16 protein-coding genes and 1 tRNA gene are annotated in these 14,649 nt (G+C 62.4%); 5 read left to right on the forward strand and 12 right to left on the reverse strand.

The genetic code is table 11. The annotated features are described in order from the left end of the window. Positions 1 to 84: 84 nt before the first annotated feature. Positions 85 to 1,338 (reverse strand): Hsp70 family protein, encoded by a 1,254-nt coding sequence (locus EAG14_RS19790; RefSeq protein WP_121729901.1) that lies wholly within the window; start codon positions 1,336 to 1,338, stop codon positions 85 to 87. A 710-nt stretch (positions 1,339 to 2,048) separates the two neighbouring features. Between EAG14_RS19790 and EAG14_RS19795 the strand changes: the two genes are divergently transcribed. The 4 genes from EAG14_RS19795 to EAG14_RS19815 all read left to right on the forward strand — a co-directional run bounded on the left by EAG14_RS19795 (position 2,049) and on the right by EAG14_RS19815 (position 5,565). Next, positions 2,049 to 2,477 carry a hypothetical protein gene (locus EAG14_RS19795; RefSeq protein WP_162996038.1) on the forward strand — a complete coding sequence of 143 codons (429 nt, stop codon included), beginning with the start codon at positions 2,049 to 2,051 and terminating at the stop codon, positions 2,475 to 2,477. A 47-nt stretch (positions 2,478 to 2,524) separates the two neighbouring features. Beyond that, positions 2,525 to 3,079 (forward strand): exonuclease, encoded by a 555-nt coding sequence (locus tag EAG14_RS19800; protein WP_121729903.1) that lies wholly within the window; start codon positions 2,525 to 2,527, stop codon positions 3,077 to 3,079. A gap of 1,488 nt (positions 3,080 to 4,567) precedes the next feature. Continuing rightward, positions 4,568 to 4,903 carry a hypothetical protein gene (locus EAG14_RS22950; RefSeq protein WP_162996039.1) on the forward strand — a complete coding sequence of 112 codons (336 nt, stop codon included), beginning with the start codon at positions 4,568 to 4,570 and terminating at the stop codon, positions 4,901 to 4,903. Positions 4,904 to 5,019: 116 nt separating this feature from the next. After that, positions 5,020 to 5,565: an SMI1/KNR4 family protein gene (locus EAG14_RS19815; protein ID WP_162996040.1), complete on the forward strand. Its 546-nt coding sequence runs from the start codon at positions 5,020 to 5,022 to the stop codon at positions 5,563 to 5,565. Here the strand turns inward: EAG14_RS19815 and EAG14_RS22955 are convergent. The 8 genes from EAG14_RS22955 to EAG14_RS19850 form a co-directional block, all read right to left on the reverse strand. Beyond that, positions 5,530 to 5,742 (reverse strand): hypothetical protein, encoded by a 213-nt coding sequence (locus tag EAG14_RS22955; protein WP_162996041.1) that lies wholly within the window; start codon positions 5,740 to 5,742, stop codon positions 5,530 to 5,532. The genes EAG14_RS19815 and EAG14_RS22955 overlap by 36 nt on opposite strands. A gap of 26 nt (positions 5,743 to 5,768) precedes the next feature. After that, positions 5,769 to 6,119 carry a hypothetical protein gene (locus EAG14_RS19820; protein ID WP_121729907.1) on the reverse strand — a complete coding sequence of 117 codons (351 nt, stop codon included), beginning with the start codon at positions 6,117 to 6,119 and terminating at the stop codon, positions 5,769 to 5,771. A gap of 9 nt (positions 6,120 to 6,128) precedes the next feature. Continuing rightward, entirely contained in the window at positions 6,129 to 8,954 is a 2,826-nt protein-coding gene (locus tag EAG14_RS19825) for a hypothetical protein (RefSeq protein ID WP_121729908.1), read from the reverse strand. A gap of 13 nt (positions 8,955 to 8,967) precedes the next feature. Then, complete coding sequence (locus EAG14_RS19830) at positions 8,968 to 9,687, reverse strand: toprim domain-containing protein (RefSeq protein WP_121729909.1); 720 nt, start codon at positions 9,685 to 9,687, stop codon at positions 8,968 to 8,970. Then, positions 9,684 to 10,388: a hypothetical protein gene (locus EAG14_RS19835; protein WP_121729910.1), complete on the reverse strand. Its 705-nt coding sequence runs from the start codon at positions 10,386 to 10,388 to the stop codon at positions 9,684 to 9,686. Before EAG14_RS19835 ends, EAG14_RS19830 begins: the two co-directional genes overlap by 4 nt. Positions 10,389 to 10,390: 2 nt before the next feature. Next, entirely contained in the window at positions 10,391 to 10,615 is a 225-nt protein-coding gene (locus EAG14_RS19840; protein WP_121729911.1) for a hypothetical protein, read from the reverse strand. 308 nt (positions 10,616 to 10,923) lie between these two features. Beyond that, on the reverse strand, positions 10,924 to 11,211 hold the full coding sequence (locus EAG14_RS19845; RefSeq protein WP_121729912.1) for an ogr/Delta-like zinc finger family protein: 288 nt from the start codon (positions 11,209 to 11,211) through the stop codon (positions 10,924 to 10,926). After that, the gene (locus EAG14_RS19850; protein ID WP_121729913.1) at positions 11,211 to 11,552 is read right to left on the reverse strand and encodes an AlpA family transcriptional regulator; all 342 of its coding nucleotides are present in this window, start codon (positions 11,550 to 11,552) and stop codon (positions 11,211 to 11,213) included. The genes EAG14_RS19845 and EAG14_RS19850 overlap by 1 nt, the downstream gene beginning before the upstream one ends. Positions 11,553 to 11,765: 213 nt before the next feature. Here EAG14_RS19850 and EAG14_RS22960 point away from each other — a divergent pair, with 213 nt between their 5' ends. Next, positions 11,766 to 12,098, forward strand: coding sequence for a hypothetical protein (locus tag EAG14_RS22960; protein ID WP_162996042.1), 333 nt, complete (start codon positions 11,766 to 11,768; stop codon positions 12,096 to 12,098). A gap of 290 nt (positions 12,099 to 12,388) precedes the next feature. Here EAG14_RS22960 and EAG14_RS19855 read toward each other — a convergent pair whose 3' ends face one another. The 3 genes from EAG14_RS19855 to EAG14_RS19865 all read right to left on the reverse strand — a co-directional run bounded on the left by EAG14_RS19855 (position 12,389) and on the right by EAG14_RS19865 (position 14,638). Beyond that, entirely contained in the window at positions 12,389 to 13,645 is a 1,257-nt protein-coding gene (locus tag EAG14_RS19855; protein ID WP_121729914.1) for an integrase arm-type DNA-binding domain-containing protein, read from the reverse strand. 184 nt (positions 13,646 to 13,829) lie between these two features. After that, positions 13,830 to 13,905: transfer RNA gene (locus tag EAG14_RS19860), tRNA-Phe, on the reverse strand. Between the two features lie 52 nt (positions 13,906 to 13,957). Further along, positions 13,958 to 14,638 (reverse strand): response regulator, encoded by a 681-nt coding sequence (locus tag EAG14_RS19865; RefSeq protein WP_099657628.1) that lies wholly within the window; start codon positions 14,636 to 14,638, stop codon positions 13,958 to 13,960. Positions 14,639 to 14,649 lie beyond the last annotated feature (11 nt).

Raw genomic sequence — 14,649 nt, forward strand, 5'->3', positions numbered from 1 at the left:
CAGGGGCTCAAAAAACAAGCCAAAATAGCTTCTAGCGCTTGATTAATAAGCGCTAGAAGCTATATTTTTAATAGCAAATTTCAGTTACGGCGCAACGGCCAATCCCAAGGCCACGCCGCCAAACAGATCCCCCTCCACCTGCGCGGTGTCGGGAAAAGCCACCCGCAGCGCATGGCGCAACGGGCGCAACGCGGACGAGCCCCCAGTGAGGTAGATGGCCTGCAAGTCACTGGCCTGCAGCCCCGCCAGTTGCAGGCACTGCTGGGCACATTGCACCACCTGGGCCAGCGGAGACGTCAAATGCTGCGCAAGCCCCTCAGGGCTGACGCCGGAGGCCAGCGCTGGCTCGATCCAGTCCAGTGCCACCGGGGCCATGGCATCGCTCACCGACGCGGCAATCTTGGCCTGCTCCATGGCATTGGCCAGCTTGTGGCCCAAGCGCTCGTTCAACACCGTCATCAAGCGTGCATGCAGTTGCTGGTTGGCGTAGTCGGTGCGCAGGTTCTGCGCATCGCGCAGCGCTTTGGGCGAGTACAGCCACTGGATCAAGTGCCAGGTTGAGAGGTCAAAAAACACCCGGCTGGGCACCTCTCGCCCACTGGTCCCCAGGTGCCTGAAGCCCAGCAATGGCATCAACAGCTCCAGGCTCAAGCGGCGGTCAAAGTCCGTGCCGCCCACATGCACCCCGGTGGTGGCCAGCACATCACTGAGGCGATCAGCCCGCTGCATGCGCCCAGGCCCCAGTCGCACCACCGTGAAGTCCGAGGTACCGCCGCCAATGTCCACCACCAACACCACGGCTTCGTGGTCAATGCGCTGCTCATAGTCCAGCGCCGCCGCAATGGGCTCCAGCTGAAACGACACGTTCTCAAACCCGGCATCCAAGGCCGCTTGCCGCAGCGCATCCTCGGCCTGCTGGTCGCGGGTGGGGTCGTCGTCCACAAAGTGCACCGGGCGCCCCATCAGCACGCGCCCGGGCATGCCGCCCAGCTCCGCCTGCGCCTTTTGCGCCAGCATGCGCAAAAAGAGGCTGATCACGTCCTGGTAGCTGATCAGCTGGTTGTGCACCGCCGTTTTGTCCTGCAGCAGCGCGCTGCCCAGCAGGCTCTTGAGCGAACGCATCAAGCGCCCCTCCGTGCCCTCTAGGTACTGCGCAATCGCATCGCGTCCAAAGTGCGTGCGCTGCTCCTCGGTGTTGAAAAACAAGGCCGTGGGCAAGGTGCGCGCATCGCCTTCGAGCGAAATCATGCGCGCGGGGCCGCTGCCTTGGCGTACCGACATGGCCGAGTTGGAGGTACCAAAGTCGATACCGAGCGTGACATCCTGCAGGAGAGCCATCTTGAACCGTTGCTGTAGCAGGGCAAGGCGCGCAAGGCGCCGCCCAAGATAGAGAGAAAGCCAACGCACCCAACGCCCGGGCCACGCGGACGCCTCAATGGGCAAGACCAGCATCGACACCGAGGGGGACGGGACCACAAGCCTGCACCGCGGAGCACGGCCAGCCGGCCGCAAAGGCCTGTGTAATGTAAAAAGCCCCTGATCTTTTGGATCAAGGGCTTTTTGATTTGGTGGCTGGGACTCTACCGAAGGTTCACCGTAAACCGTTGTCGCAATTGATTTTTCGACTTTCACGGAACGGGAGTTGCCCCCAGAGTTGCCCCCAGCTATTTTTCATAAGCCCTTGTTGGGGAGGCGTGATTCTACATACAGGCTCGCGCTTGGACGGTCGGCAAACCCTTCAAAGCCTACAAACCCCACCATTCAGCCCTGGCGTGTGGAGGGCAAAACCGGGCCTCCGCCTTTTCACTTGCTCGCGCTTCGACGGTCGGTAAACCCTCCAAAGCCTACAAACCCCACCAACCCGCCCGGCCTGTAGGCCTCCAAACTTCCCCGCTGCTTTTTCACTGGCTCGCGTTTCGTCGGAAAAAAACCCTTCAAAACCCACCAAACCCTACCAAGCCCCACGGCCTGATGGCGCGGCGAAAGCGCATGGCGCATGCTTCAAGCACGGGGACGGCCGACGGAATACGGGGGCAGGCGTTGTTAATATGGCCGCAACCGGCCAGCAGCGGAAGTTCACATACGGGGCAGGGTTCGCCACAAACCAGTCATCCCAAATTCAAGGATGGAATATGCCGTCAGTATTAATTCGTCTTGATCCCCGCCGCATGGAGAACCCAGATACCGATCTTAGGTACGTCGTACCCTGTCGCTTGGCGGAGGTTTCGAGCGGAATTCTGACGGACAGCGGCTTCGACTACGAAGAGGGAACTGATGCAATGCTCATTTACATGTCCACCGACAACCTAGACATAGCACTCCCATTCGTGATCGAACTCCTAGAGAAAGAAATGATCTACGAAAACCGGCTGGCCGATTCGGCCAAAGTGGGGACTTCCCAGCTCGATGAGACGGAGTGTATTGCCGATTTCTCGGTCGTCTACCCAAGCGCCGAAGCCGGCGCACGTATGGGTTGAGGCCACAGTCGGCCAGCAGCCGACATTCGAAGTGAACAAGAAAATTTATGCCTGAAATCTATGTCAGCACGGATGTGGAGTCCGATGGGCCAATACCCGGACCCAATTCAATGCTCAGTTTTGCTTCAGCGGCTTACACTGCAGATAAGCAACTCCTTTCCACATTCAGCGCAAATCTTGAGACATTGCCCGATGCCATCCCTGACGCAAAGACAGCGGAATGGTGGTCAACGCAACCTGAAGCTTGGGCTGCATGTAGGTCTAACCTCTTGTCTCCGACAGTTGCCATGCGGGCCTACGTCAAATGGATAGAAACACTGCCAGGAAAGCCAGTGTTCGTTGCATATCCAGCCGGCTTTGATTTCCTTTTCGTTTACTGGTATCTCATGCACTTTGCAGGGGAGAGCCCGTTCAGTCACTCTGCCCTTGATGTGAAGTCATTCGCGATGGCCATGCTGAAAAGTGAGTACCGCAACAGTAGCAAGCGGAATATGCCAAAGCATTGGTTCGATGACCTTCCACACACTCATGTTGCGCTTGACGACGCAATCGAACAGGGCGCGATGTTCTGCAATATGCTCGCTGAGAACAACCGCAGGTAGGTGATCGGTCAAAAGTCATTGATCGGCCAGAAGCAGACATTCATGCGAGTAATACGTGCCGCCCATACTTCAACAGCTCATCGAAGCTCAGCCTGGACAAGTACATCGTGACAACCCAGCAAGGGTTGACGTTGAGCTTGCGGCTTTGGGAGTCGGAGCAGATGGACAGTTTGCTGAGTTCTTCCGCCGCTACCGCGTTACTCTGTTCCGTAGCGTCGTCTCGGATGAACAACTGTGCGACATCGCGGACCCGTCGCCAGAGATAGCCTTGGGAACGCGGTTTGTCCAAGAGGTTTGGGAACTGCCTCAGAACTTCATCTGTTTGACCTCTGTGCAAGGAGAGGGCGCATACCTGTACGACGTTTCTACTGAGGCGGTCTGGGATTTCAGTTTGGCAGACCGGGACGACTTCGTCAGTGGGAAAGGGACCCCCGCCTGGGCATCTTTCTACGACTTTCTTACGTGGTATTTGGAAGTAAGCCCAGTCTCGGAGTAGGTCCGCTACGGTCCCTCGCTGCGGGGCTGAATCCGGCCAGCAGCAGCCTCTGAAGGTGTGCTGCTCCAGGTTCCCCCCTTGGGGCGTTTGGCAGATCGCCGCATGGGCTAGGGATTGGGTTCTACGCGCCAGCGGAACTCGGACGCGAAGTCGCTGAAACACTGGTCGCAAATCCATCTGTACCGGTCGGACGTTGAATAGCCCTCTGACAAAGTGCCCACTTCACCGTTTACGGAGAATTTGACACCGCAAAATTCGCAGTGATCGTGGTCGTTTTGGATAGTTGAAGGCGCGTAACCGCACCGTGAAAGCACGGCTTCCTTGAGGTACAACTCTTGATTGGTGAGCCGCCAGTCTTGTGGAGTGGCCATTTGCGGATTTCCTTTCTTGGCGTTGTAGCCTCGTGAATGTTTAGCGCCTAGGCAGCTAACGGAGACATTAACTATGGGTAGAACTTGCGGGTCAACACTGCATCGCCACGACCTACTCGCCAGCGAGATAGCTGGGTGCTACTACTGCCTGGAAAGTTATGCTCCACGCGCTATCAAGGACTGGTGTGATGGGGACAATCAAGGCCAGACAGCCCTTGGCCCAAAATGTGGCATTGATGCAGTAGTCGGGTTCAATGGGCCGCCAGATGATGCGTGGCTCAAAGCTGCACGCGCACGTGCATTCGGGGCGGACTGAGCGGCAGCTATGGGCCCGAAGCAGCCGGTGGACCAAATTACCCCAAAGCTGCCGTTGATTCACTAGCCGCTAGCCGGCTGTCCAAACCGCGCTGGTTAAGCCTCCGGTGCCTGCTCATTTGCAAGCTATAGTTTGCTGAGTTGATGCTTGCCGGGTTTGTCAAAAAATTTAAGCCTGTGCTTTTGAACAGAGCACTGACCGCAAGCCCAGCCTGCATGCTATTTTCAACAGTCGTCATTGTTCAGAATATCCCGCCTGCTCCAGTTTATCCTGCAGGTTTTGCGGTCTAAATTACGTAAGACGCCATGACACCAGAGTTCTCCGCGAAGTTGAGCCAGAAACTCCAGGCGTTCCGTCAGTTCGTTGCGGAAGATCCGTTCACGACCTGCAGGCTTGTTCATTACATCGGCGTAGGCAAACCCAATTCAATTGGCGTCCCAACCCACGAAGTAGAGCAACAAATCTCAGGTTGCCTCGCAGAAGGCTTCCTTGTTGATTGGCATGTCACAGAAGGTCGCCTCTATCTTTGTATCCAAGAACCTGGCTGCCCAATTCCACCGTGGAAAAAGGTCATCGCAGAAGAAGCACTTGTCGATGTAGACGCACTTCTTAGAGAAGCGGGCTTCAGCGATGGCGCCTAACCCTTCTATCGAAGGACTCGCCTCGACAAGCCGAGTCGAGTCGAGTCGAGTCGAGTCGAGTCGAGTCGAGTCGAGCATCTCATATCAAACGTTAGTCCCCGTTCTGGATATCCCAAATGACCGCGACAGAAAAGCTTCGTCTAATCCTGAGTCCTACGGTAATGGAGTCTGGCCTGCTGATAAAGAATATGACGTTCATTCCAGAACTCGGCGCAACGGCGGAGAGCATCGCCGAGCTAGAAGCAACTCTCCCTAGGCCCCTACTTCCCGAGCATCGTGAGCTCCTAACGACATGGAATGGCCTCAGTCTCGACGTAGTGAAGATCTTGGCAGCAACAGATAACCAAGAGCGCATTCAATCCATCTCATCTGCTCAGGACTGGGTTCCTGCAGAGAACGGCAACGTTGCTTTCGCTATAGACCCCAGCGGGTTCCTCTATTTCCAGAGCACAAACGGCCAAGTTTGGTCATCTGACCACGACGGAGGAGAGATCACGCTGCTAGCCTCCAGCATCAATGAGTTTGTGAGCGATTACCTGTTCGGCGCTCAAGCAGATCGATTCATGGGGGAGGCATGGCTAGCAAAGCTTCAACAACTGGGACTTTGCAATGAAGGGCCTAACAATTCATTCAAGCCGAACCCGCTTCGCGGGTCGGCTTAATTCAGGTGTTGAACGGCCGCTTTCATTTGCGGTGGCCTTGTCGAGCTGGACCGCAAGGCGCTGCACCTGGGCCACGCTCTCGCGCTCTTGCGGCGTTGCGGGCACAACCGCGCGCAGCGCCTGCAGCTCGCGCTGGCGCTTGAGCCGGTGCTTGCGCTGCCGCTCGGCATCCGTCATCGGGGTTGGTTTGCTAGTGGCCATCGTCAGTACGGCAACGCGCAGAACCGGTGGCAGCGCTGCAGCACATCCTTATGCGGCGTGTACCACTCGGGCACGCCCGGCAAGCGCCCCTGAGCAGCCATCGCGCAATTGCCCTTGCGCTGCAGGTGGTAGCAGTCGCGGCAGCGGTGGCGGTCGTCTTCCAGCACATCCACGGCCGGGGCTGACAGCAGCGCCAGCAGACCGGGTTTGTGCGCCTTGATGGCCTCGCTGGTGGCTTCATCCAGCCACACGGCGGGCCACACCTGCAGGTTGCCTTCGGCCGTGGCAGACAGATGCAGGCCCTTGTGGCGCAGGCGTTCCAGCAATCGGGCAGCGGTTTGGTTGTCGCTCATGCCCTGCCCTCAGAACGTGGCCACATCGTCGGCCGCAGGCATGGCCATAGCGTCGGCCGAAGGCATCGGCCGCAGCGCCGCCGATTGGTGCACCGCCCAGTGCAGCAACCCTGCCCGGTGCCCGATGCGCACAAACCGCTTTCCATCCACGATGCGCCCCTGCATGCGCTCGATCCAGCGGCCCAGCATGCGCGAATTGATCTTGCCCGCCTGCCCTGCAATGTCATCCATGGCCATGGCCAGCAGCGCATCGGTATCGCTGCGCCGGATGGCCCCGCCAACGGTCGTTTGATCCGGCCCAAACGCTGCGAACCATGCTTCGACCAACGCGCGCAGCTTGGTGGTTTCCGGGTCTTGCTCGAAGGCGCGGGCGGCTGCTTCCATGGGGTCGGCCAGCACGGGCAGGCCCTGTGCTTCGGGCGTTCCTGCCAGGGTGGCCACCTGCTGCGCCAGCCAGCAGATGGGCTGGCGCACCAGATCGTCCCAATGCTCGAAGCTGGCCGTGCGCCCCTTGGCCATCTTGGGCCGCCCTGCAGTGATGTAGGCCCGAACAATCGTCAGCGCCGCCACCACGTAGGCGAGGCGGTCGGTCTGCACCATCTGCGCCGGATCAAACGAGAAGTCCCGCGTGTACGGTGTCTCGCTCTGCGCATCGATGCGCGCCGTGAGCACCCTTCGGCAGGTGTCCGACGTCATGCGCAGGTTGTTGCCCGTGGCGATGAACAGCGCGCGATTTGGCAAGGTGATGGTTTCGCTGCTGCCCAGCACCCGGTCGGCAAACGTGGGGGCCGTGAGGAAGGCATCGAGCGAGGCAGAGCCCAAGGGCTCGCGCACGTTGTCCCAAAGGACCACGCGCTGGCCTTCGCGCAGCACCGCAAACAGGCGCTTGCGCGTTTCCTCGTCGGTGTCGGCCGGGGGAAGAATCGAAGGCTCCGAGCCCATGGCCAGGATGCCGATGCAGCGCGCCAGCAAGGTCTTGCCGCTGCCTGCGGCCGGGGCGTCGAAGCCCACGCCGGGTGCAGTGGGAAGGCTCGCCCGCAGCGCGGCCGACAGCAGGCCGTGCAGGGCCACGCCGTTGGCCACCGCATCGACCAGAGGGAACAGGGCCAGGGGCGCCCACAGAAAGCGCAAGGCTGCCAGGGCGTCAGCCACGCTCGGCCGCACAGGCACGCGGGGCGGGTTCGGGTGTTCGCAGTAGAACAGCAGGCCCGATGCTTCGTCGTGGCCAGGGCGATCCAGAATGCTGCCGTCAATGCGCAGCGTAGGGGCGGTGACGACCGCCACCAGCTTTTTAAAGCCGCGCTCGCCATGCTTGGCCAGGATGGCGCGGGCGACCGACAGGGGCGCATCTTCCGGGCCTTCTTCGGGCGCTTCTTCGCCATCGGCTTTTCTGCGATGGCGCATCGAATAGAACTCACACACCCGGCCCATGTGGTCAGTCAGCCAGTCGGGTGTCACCGGCCGGGCCTTGCCGTCGCTCACATAGGCCACCGCGCCCTCGCCGTAGTCGAACAGCTCGCCCCTTTCCTGCAGTACCGCCAGGACGGCATCGGTCGTGGCCACGCGCATGCCGCGCCCCACCTGAATGCGGGCGCTCTGGCGCAGCAGCTCGAAGCGCATACCGCCGTGGCGGTGGGTGAACAGGTACGGGCGCTGGCCGCTCTTGAGGTTGACCACCGCCACGCGGGTGTCGGTGTCCGGGTCCAGCGGGTCTGCAAACTGGGCGTTGTGCCAGCGCTCCGGGAGGTCGAGGATTTCTCCGACAGATACCGGCTTGCCCTGCTCTGCCATCAATACGAAGTCACCCATCAGCACCCGCTGGGCGCTGGCCCGCTGCAGCACGTCGCGGGCCTTGTCCACGGGGATGCCCCGGCGCTTGGCCAGGGCCGGGGCGTGGGTGGCCACCCAGCGTTCGCGCTGGGCTGCGCACTGGCCTGCGAGCTGGGTGCGGGCCGCTTTCTTGAGCGCCTGGGCCTGCTTGTGCGTATCGGCATCGTGCGGAATCAGCGCGAGGTCAAACAGGGCCAGCGGGTCGCCAAAGATGCGCGGTGCAGCGTGCGGCCGCTGCAGGCTCTTGCCCAGGAGCGGCGGCGCGCAGAAGTCCAGGCGCTCGGGCTGCCAGACGCTGGCATCGATCAGGGTGCGTTCCAGCGCCTGCCCGGCGCGGCCTACGTCGAACCAGCCATGGCCAGCGGCCCAAAGAAGCTGCACCAGCGCCCTACCCGCCTCAGGAATGCGCGAAGCGTCGCGCACGGGGATATACAAACGATGCCGGGTCAGCGCCGACAGCTCGCGGCCGTCAGCAGTGCACACACCGGCCGAACAGCTCGGACGCCAGAGCATGGGGGCATCGGCCAGGGCCGGGCAGGCTTCTATCAAACGCTGGCGGAACACATCGGCCGACAGCTCGCCATCGGGTGCGCCGTCATGGTCGAGCATCAGCACGCCGGGGCCTACGGGGTAGGCGAAGTGGCGGCGCGTGCGGGAGATGGCGCCGGGGGTTTCTGCCACCTCACGCTCGGGCACGATGGGCACAGGCTTGCCCACGCTGCTATCGCATACGCCCCAGCTTGTGGCCTGCGCGGGGTCCAGCGATTCGAGCAACTGCGCCAGTTCCTCCAGGCCGTGCGCCACAGAGCGCACCGCGCTGCCGCGCATCATGTTGGCGGCGCTTTCCTTGTGCAGCGTGCCATCGGGGGCCAGGGTCAGCACCTTCGTGAGGCGGTCGGGAACAGTCGCTGTGAAGACGGTGAATTGCAGGGCGCCAGCGGGTGGCGCAGATGGGGTGGGTTTTGCAGCGTCCGATCTGGGTGCGCTGGCCTTCTTTGTAGCCATGGTGTGGTGTTTTCTAAAGCCGGGTGGCGGTGAATCGGGGGACGGTGTGGACGCCTGCGGCGTGGGCCATGTCGGCCACCATCGGGAAGGCCTGCAGGCCGCAGGCGCTGGCCTTGCGCGCCAGCTCGGCGGCGCTGCGCCATTGGTCGGGGTCGCGGGTGTCCACGAACACATGCAGGTGCCGCAGGCCACGGGGCCAGCGGGCATGCGCGAGCAGCGCGGCATCGGGCACGGCCCACACCGGCATGCGCGCGGCCTGGGCGATGCGAAGCGCGGTGGCGATGCCCACGGCCATGCCCATCACGCGGCTGGTGCTGTCTGCAGGGGCCAGCCGGGCGCACGCGCCCAGCGCGGGGCCTGCCTTGCCGGTCAGTTTGATGGGCGCAGGCACCGGGGCCAGCGATCCATCGGCCGCAAGGTAGATACGCTGCAGCGCGACGGCCTGGGGCACGGGCGCGCCCTGCAAGCCCTGCGGGTAGGTGTCCACTTCGAACAGCGCCAGCAGCGCCGGGAACTGGCCCAGGCACACCGGCTTGCGGTCGGCCTGCATGTGCCAGTAGTCGAGCGCGGGATGCAGGCGCAAAGCCGCTGGCGATGTACCGTGTGCCACGCCGCTGCGCGCGAGGTAGCGGCTGGCCGCATCACCCGCCGCCACCGGCCGCGCCTGCGCCCACAGGCTGGCGATGCGCGCCCGGTTCACTTCGTAGGCATGCCTTGCGCCTGCTGCGCTCATGCTGGCGAACCTTTGTGCAGTGGCGCTTCGGTCAGCGCTGCGTGCAGTGCATCCAGCATTTCATCCATCGCTGCGGTGCGCTCGGCCATCGCATCGGCCAGCAGGCGCAGCGCGGCGGCAAGGTTCTCGCCTGTGAGGGTGTTGGCTGCGCTGGGCACCATGTCGGCCACGGCCTCGAATGCGAGCTGGGCTTGGCACATGTGGGTGTGCTGGTCGCTGGCGTCTATGGCCAGATGCCGGGCGCGGTCGCTGGTATCGCGGGGGCCGGTCGCCTTGCGTACGGCGTCGATGCGCTGCCCGATGGCCTCCAGGCGCTGTTCCATGGCGTCGCTGTGCAGGTGCAGCAGCTCGCCCAGGCCGTCCATGTTGATGACGGCCTGCGGGCGGCTTGCGCCTGCGGCCAGCGATGCGATGGCATGGCAGGCGCGCAGCACGGTGCGCAGGGATTCGGTGAAGTCCTGGGCTTCGAGCACCAGTTGCGGCAAGGTGGGCAGGCCCTGCGGCTGTGGGGCCTCTTTGACCAAGCAAGGCTTGGCGGCGCCAGGGCATGCGGTACAGGCGCTGCGGCGCACCAGATAGCCGTGCACCACGTGCTGGTCGAATACGTCTTTGGCCTCGGGCAACGGGAAGTTGTCGCGGCAGTTTTGGCAAGGCTTCGCCTGCACTGCCTTGTGGGCAGCGTTTTGGGTGGTCGTGTGCATGCTTACCCCTCCAGGCTCAGGGCCATGTCCAGGCCGCGCAGTGCGGCCAGGGCTTGCATCACCTTGCGGCGTGCGCGGGCAGCGTCCACATGCGGCTGGCGCAGGTGGTGCAGCGCAGTGCCCAGCGCGTTGTGCGCTGCGGCGTGCAGTTGGATAGGGTCGGGGGTGCCCGTGGTGGGCGAGGGAGTGCGCGCGATCAATGCGCGTGCGGGGATGCGGTCAGCCATGAATGGCCTCCTAGTGGTTCGGTTTGGTAAACCACCGCCTTCGTCGCCAAACGAAGGGCGGCAGCTCGAACGGGTTGGCGAACCGGGAACCACTTGCGTGAACCGGCAGGCCCTCGCGGGCCTCCCATTCGAGCCGCCATAAACAGGAAGCGCGAACGAATAAGCCGCAGGTACTCTGCGGGAGTGACTGCGGCTTGCGTCGCAGTGGTTCGTCGGGTCGCCAAACCCGATCACGCCTTTTTTTGACGTGACGCGGCAGTGTAGCGTGCGGGGGGCCTGTGGGGCAAGGGTTGTCATCGTGAAGTTCCTCACGGTTGGGCGCTCAATTGCCCGGCGCCGCTGCGCTGGTGTTCCGTCGATCGCGCATGCGCATTCACCAGCGCTTGCGGGGACTGCGGCAGGTTGATGGATGGGTCGGGCTTGCCGGACGGCGAGAGGGTGCGCACGGCTTCGGCCTGCACGACAAAGCTGTAGCTGCATTCCGGGTCTTCGCATTGATAGATCAGCTCGCGCAGCGTGGGAGACAGGCCCCGGCTGGTGCGGGTCTTGGTCTTGCCCTTGCAGTGGGGGCACAGGAACATCATGCGCGTGGCCATCAGATCGCTCCCATGGCTGCGGCACGTGTGGGCCGGGGCACGCGGGGTGCGCGGCCTGGCTTGGCGGGCTGGGCTGGGGGAACTGGCTGCACTGCGCCCACCGCAGGGCGTGTGGCGATCCAGGCGTCCACCTCGGTTTCTCGCCATGCGACGCTGGCACCGTGCAGTTGCACCGGGCCGGGGAAGTCTGCGGCTTTGACCTTGGCGTAGATGGTGCTGCGGCCGAGGCCCGTCATAAAGCACACATCGTCAATACGTAGCAAGCGCTCGCGGTACGGGCGCACATCGGACGGGCCGGGACTGGCTTGGATGGTTGTGGTTTGCGTGGCTGTTCTTTGCATGTCCCTATGGTCTTGTGTGGACTGCTGAAAGCCAAGAAACCTATGCTGTGGCTGCACTAGCCACAGTTAGTGGTGGGGGAAGTGGGTGCAAAAACGACGGGCGCGCCGTGGCTCCGCGTGGCGCGGAGCGGTTTAGAGAGTCAGAGGATGTGAGAGCGTGCGCAGCGGTGCGCTATGGGCACACCTCATGCACCTCAGCCGACGGCAGCCACGATGACGATGAATGCGGTCATACGGCAGATAGCAAAGCGCGATTTTTTGGCTGGTGCGGTTTGTAGGGTTTGGTGGGTTTTGAAGGGTTATTTTTGGACGAAACGCGAGCAAGTGTTTTTGGAGCCGGGATCAATGGCTCCTTTCGGCCAGACATTGGTGGGGTTTGTAGGCTTTGAAGGGTTTACCGACCGTCGAAGCGCGAGCAAGTGTTTTGCCCAAGCCACCGACATGCACCCCACCGGAACCCATATCAATTCAAATTTGAGATACCCGAAAAGAACTACCTACAAAGCCTACAAACTAGTCTTCATTGGTGGGTTTGTAGGTAGTTGATTCCAAGTATTTCTAGTTTGAAAAAACACTCTTTCCGTTACGTCACAGGCTCCCAGCGCTCCCGACCCTCGACCTCAAAACGCCGACGATTCCCGACAGTGAAAACGGCCCTGCATCGCCCCGCAAGCCCGCATCAGGCTTAGCTGCGCCCCTGGTCGGCACCCTCGACAAAATCAACACGTGAAGCGAGCGGGCGCGGCGGGGTCTCGACAGCGCGCCAACGGTTATGACGGTCTTGGCCCCCCAGGGGGCGCCCTACCCGGCTCTGCAGGCCGCGCCAGGCGCGCGGGTCACTGAGCGGGCACGTCGGCCCGCAGCTCGTCCAGGTAGTCGGCCCAGCGCTGCATCATGGCCACCCGCTCTGCGATGAACTCGGTGCGGTTGTACGCGCGCCCCAGGCTGTCCTTCACTGAGTGGGCCAATTGCGCCTCTACGGCCGATTCAGCTATGCCCAGGCGCTCGACCAGCATCGTGCGGGCGGTGGCGCGGAAGCCATGGCCTGTGACCTCATCGGCACTGAAGCCCATGGCGCGCAGGGCGGCATTGATGGCCGCGTCGCTCATTGGGCGCGAGTGGGTGCGCTCGCCCCGGAACACCATGGGGCCTCGGCCGGTGATTGGCTGCAGCTCTTCCAAGATGGCCACGGCCTGACGCGCCAGCGGCACAAGGTGCGGTTTGCCGTACAGCTTCCCTGCCTTCTCGCGCTTCATCCGGGCGGCAGGCACTGACCACATGGCGCCCGCCAAGTCGATCTCAGGCCATTCGCCTTGCCGCAGCTCTCCAGGCCGCAGCAAGAGCATAGGCAGCAGCTTGAGCGCAGCATTCACCACTGGGGTGCCACGGTACGAGTGAATTGCACGCAGCAAGGTGCCCAGGCGCTCCGGCGAGGTGATGGCTGGGAAGTGCTTCACCATCGGCCGACGCAGTGCGTCTTTCAGGTCGCGGGCTGGGTTGCTGTCTATCTGTCCCGTGGCCACGGCATAGCGGAACACTTGGCCGCAGTTCTCCAGCGCTCGATGTGCCGTCTCGACCACGCCCCGCCCTTCGACCCGGCGCAGCACAGCCAGCACCATGGGCGGGGTGATGCTGGTGATGGGCTTGGAGCCCAGCCAGGGGAAAACATCCACCTCCAGGCGCCGCATGATCTTTTGCCCATAGGTGGGCGACCAGTCGTCGCGGCGGGTTTCGTACCACTCCCGCGCGATCTGCTCAAAGCTGTTGGGCGGGGGCAACCCGGCTGCCTCGCGCGCAGCGTCGGCCTCATCGGCCAGGGATTGCACCTTGGAGGCTTTGCGCAGGTCGCTGGGGTCGATGCCCTGCAGGATCAACGCGCGGGCCTCGTCGCGCTTCTCGCGGGCCGCTTTCAAGGATGTATCGGGGTAGGTGCCCAGTGACAGCCGCTTCTCTACGCCCGCAATCCGGTACTTGAGGCGCCACCATTTCCCACCGCTGGGGGCAACTTCCAGGTACATGCCCTGGCCATCGGTCAATTTTTGGGTTTTGGGGCCAGGAATGGCGCGGCGAATTGCGGTGTCTGTCAGAGGCATTGGGGGCAACTTTTGGGGGCAGCTGACCCGAATCTAGCAGTTGCCCCCAAAGTTGCCCCCACATGTGGCTGGCTTGGCATGGACAACCATGGACTCGTATGGACAAAAAAAATCCCTAAGCGGTTGATTTGCTTAGGGATTTTTACATCCGCTAGACGCCTGTGGACGTCTGCGGATAGGTGGTTGGTGGCCTGGGACGGAATCGAACCGCCGACACAAGGATTTTCAATCCTCTGCTCTACCGACTGAGCTACCGGGCCTGAGCCTCAAATTATAGCCAGAGAATTTGCCCCCAAACGGCAAATTTCAAAATTAATTGCGTTTTCCGCGTCCGAGGTCTACGCCCAACTGGCGCAGCTTGCGGTAAAGGTGGGTACGCTCCAGGCCGGTTTTCTCTGCCACGCGCGTCATGGAGCCGCCTTCGCGTGCGAGGTGAAATTCAAAATACGCCTTCTCGAAACCATCGCGCGCTTCGCGCAAAGGGCGGTCCAGATCAAAGCCCTGGTGGGCATGGGGCCCACTGTCGCCCGCAGAGGCCACCACGATCGCCGCCATGGGCACCTGCGCAACGTCCACCACGGACTGTAGCGACACCGAAGCCACCGCTGCAGGTGCTGCATGGCGCGCGCTGTTGCGGGCCAGGCCCTGCTCCACGGCCTTGAGCAGCTTTTGCATGGTGATGGGCTTTTCCAGGAAGGAGAACGCCCCGATGCGCGTGGCCTCCACGGCCGTGTCGATGGTGGCATGCCCGCTCATCATGATGACGGGCATGGTCAGCACGCCTGCGGCAGCCCACTCCTTGAGCAGCGAGACGCCATCGGTGTCGGGCATCCAGATGTCCAGCAGCACCAGATCGTACTGGTTGGCCAAACGGGCAGCGCGGGCTTGGGTGGCGTTTTCCGCCAGGTCCACGCTGTGGCCTTCATCGTTCAGGATTTCGGACAACAGGTCGCGAATACCAAGCTCGTCGTCGACCACCAGAATATTTGCCATGTGTATTTTGA

This window comes from Acidovorax sp. 1608163 (assembly GCF_003669015.1).
Classification (GTDB): Bacteria; Pseudomonadota; Gammaproteobacteria; order Burkholderiales; family Burkholderiaceae_C; genus Acidovorax.

Excerpts from the sequence above, each read along its gene's own strand:
- EAG14_RS19795 (WP_162996038.1), top strand. The coding sequence starts at position 2,049 with ATGGCCGCAACCGGCCAGCAGCGGAAGTTCACATACGGGGCAGGGTTC.
- EAG14_RS19850 (WP_121729913.1), bottom strand. The coding sequence starts at position 11,552 with ATGCAAAGAACAGCCACGCAAACCACAACCATCCAAGCCAGTCCCGGC.
- EAG14_RS22950 (WP_162996039.1), top strand. The coding sequence starts at position 4,568 with ATGACACCAGAGTTCTCCGCGAAGTTGAGCCAGAAACTCCAGGCGTTC.
- EAG14_RS19790 (WP_121729901.1), bottom strand. The coding sequence starts at position 1,338 with ATGGCTCTCCTGCAGGATGTCACGCTCGGTATCGACTTTGGTACCTCC.
- EAG14_RS22960 (WP_162996042.1), top strand. The coding sequence starts at position 11,766 with ATGACGATGAATGCGGTCATACGGCAGATAGCAAAGCGCGATTTTTTG.
- EAG14_RS19865 (WP_099657628.1), bottom strand. The coding sequence starts at position 14,638 with ATGGCAAATATTCTGGTGGTCGACGACGAGCTTGGTATTCGCGACCTG.
- EAG14_RS19840 (WP_121729911.1), bottom strand. The coding sequence starts at position 10,615 with ATGGCTGACCGCATCCCCGCACGCGCATTGATCGCGCGCACTCCCTCG.
- EAG14_RS19830 (WP_121729909.1), bottom strand. The coding sequence starts at position 9,687 with ATGAGCGCAGCAGGCGCAAGGCATGCCTACGAAGTGAACCGGGCGCGC.
- EAG14_RS19855 (WP_121729914.1), bottom strand. The coding sequence starts at position 13,645 with ATGCCTCTGACAGACACCGCAATTCGCCGCGCCATTCCTGGCCCCAAA.
- EAG14_RS19800 (WP_121729903.1), top strand. The coding sequence starts at position 2,525 with ATGCCTGAAATCTATGTCAGCACGGATGTGGAGTCCGATGGGCCAATA.
- EAG14_RS19825 (WP_121729908.1), bottom strand. The coding sequence starts at position 8,954 with ATGGCTACAAAGAAGGCCAGCGCACCCAGATCGGACGCTGCAAAACCC.
- EAG14_RS19820 (WP_121729907.1), bottom strand. The coding sequence starts at position 6,119 with ATGAGCGACAACCAAACCGCTGCCCGATTGCTGGAACGCCTGCGCCAC.
- EAG14_RS19835 (WP_121729910.1), bottom strand. The coding sequence starts at position 10,388 with ATGCACACGACCACCCAAAACGCTGCCCACAAGGCAGTGCAGGCGAAG.
- EAG14_RS19815 (WP_162996040.1), top strand. The coding sequence starts at position 5,020 with ATGACCGCGACAGAAAAGCTTCGTCTAATCCTGAGTCCTACGGTAATG.
- EAG14_RS19845 (WP_121729912.1), bottom strand. The coding sequence starts at position 11,211 with ATGGCCACGCGCATGATGTTCCTGTGCCCCCACTGCAAGGGCAAGACC.
- EAG14_RS22955 (WP_162996041.1), bottom strand. The coding sequence starts at position 5,742 with ATGACGGATGCCGAGCGGCAGCGCAAGCACCGGCTCAAGCGCCAGCGC.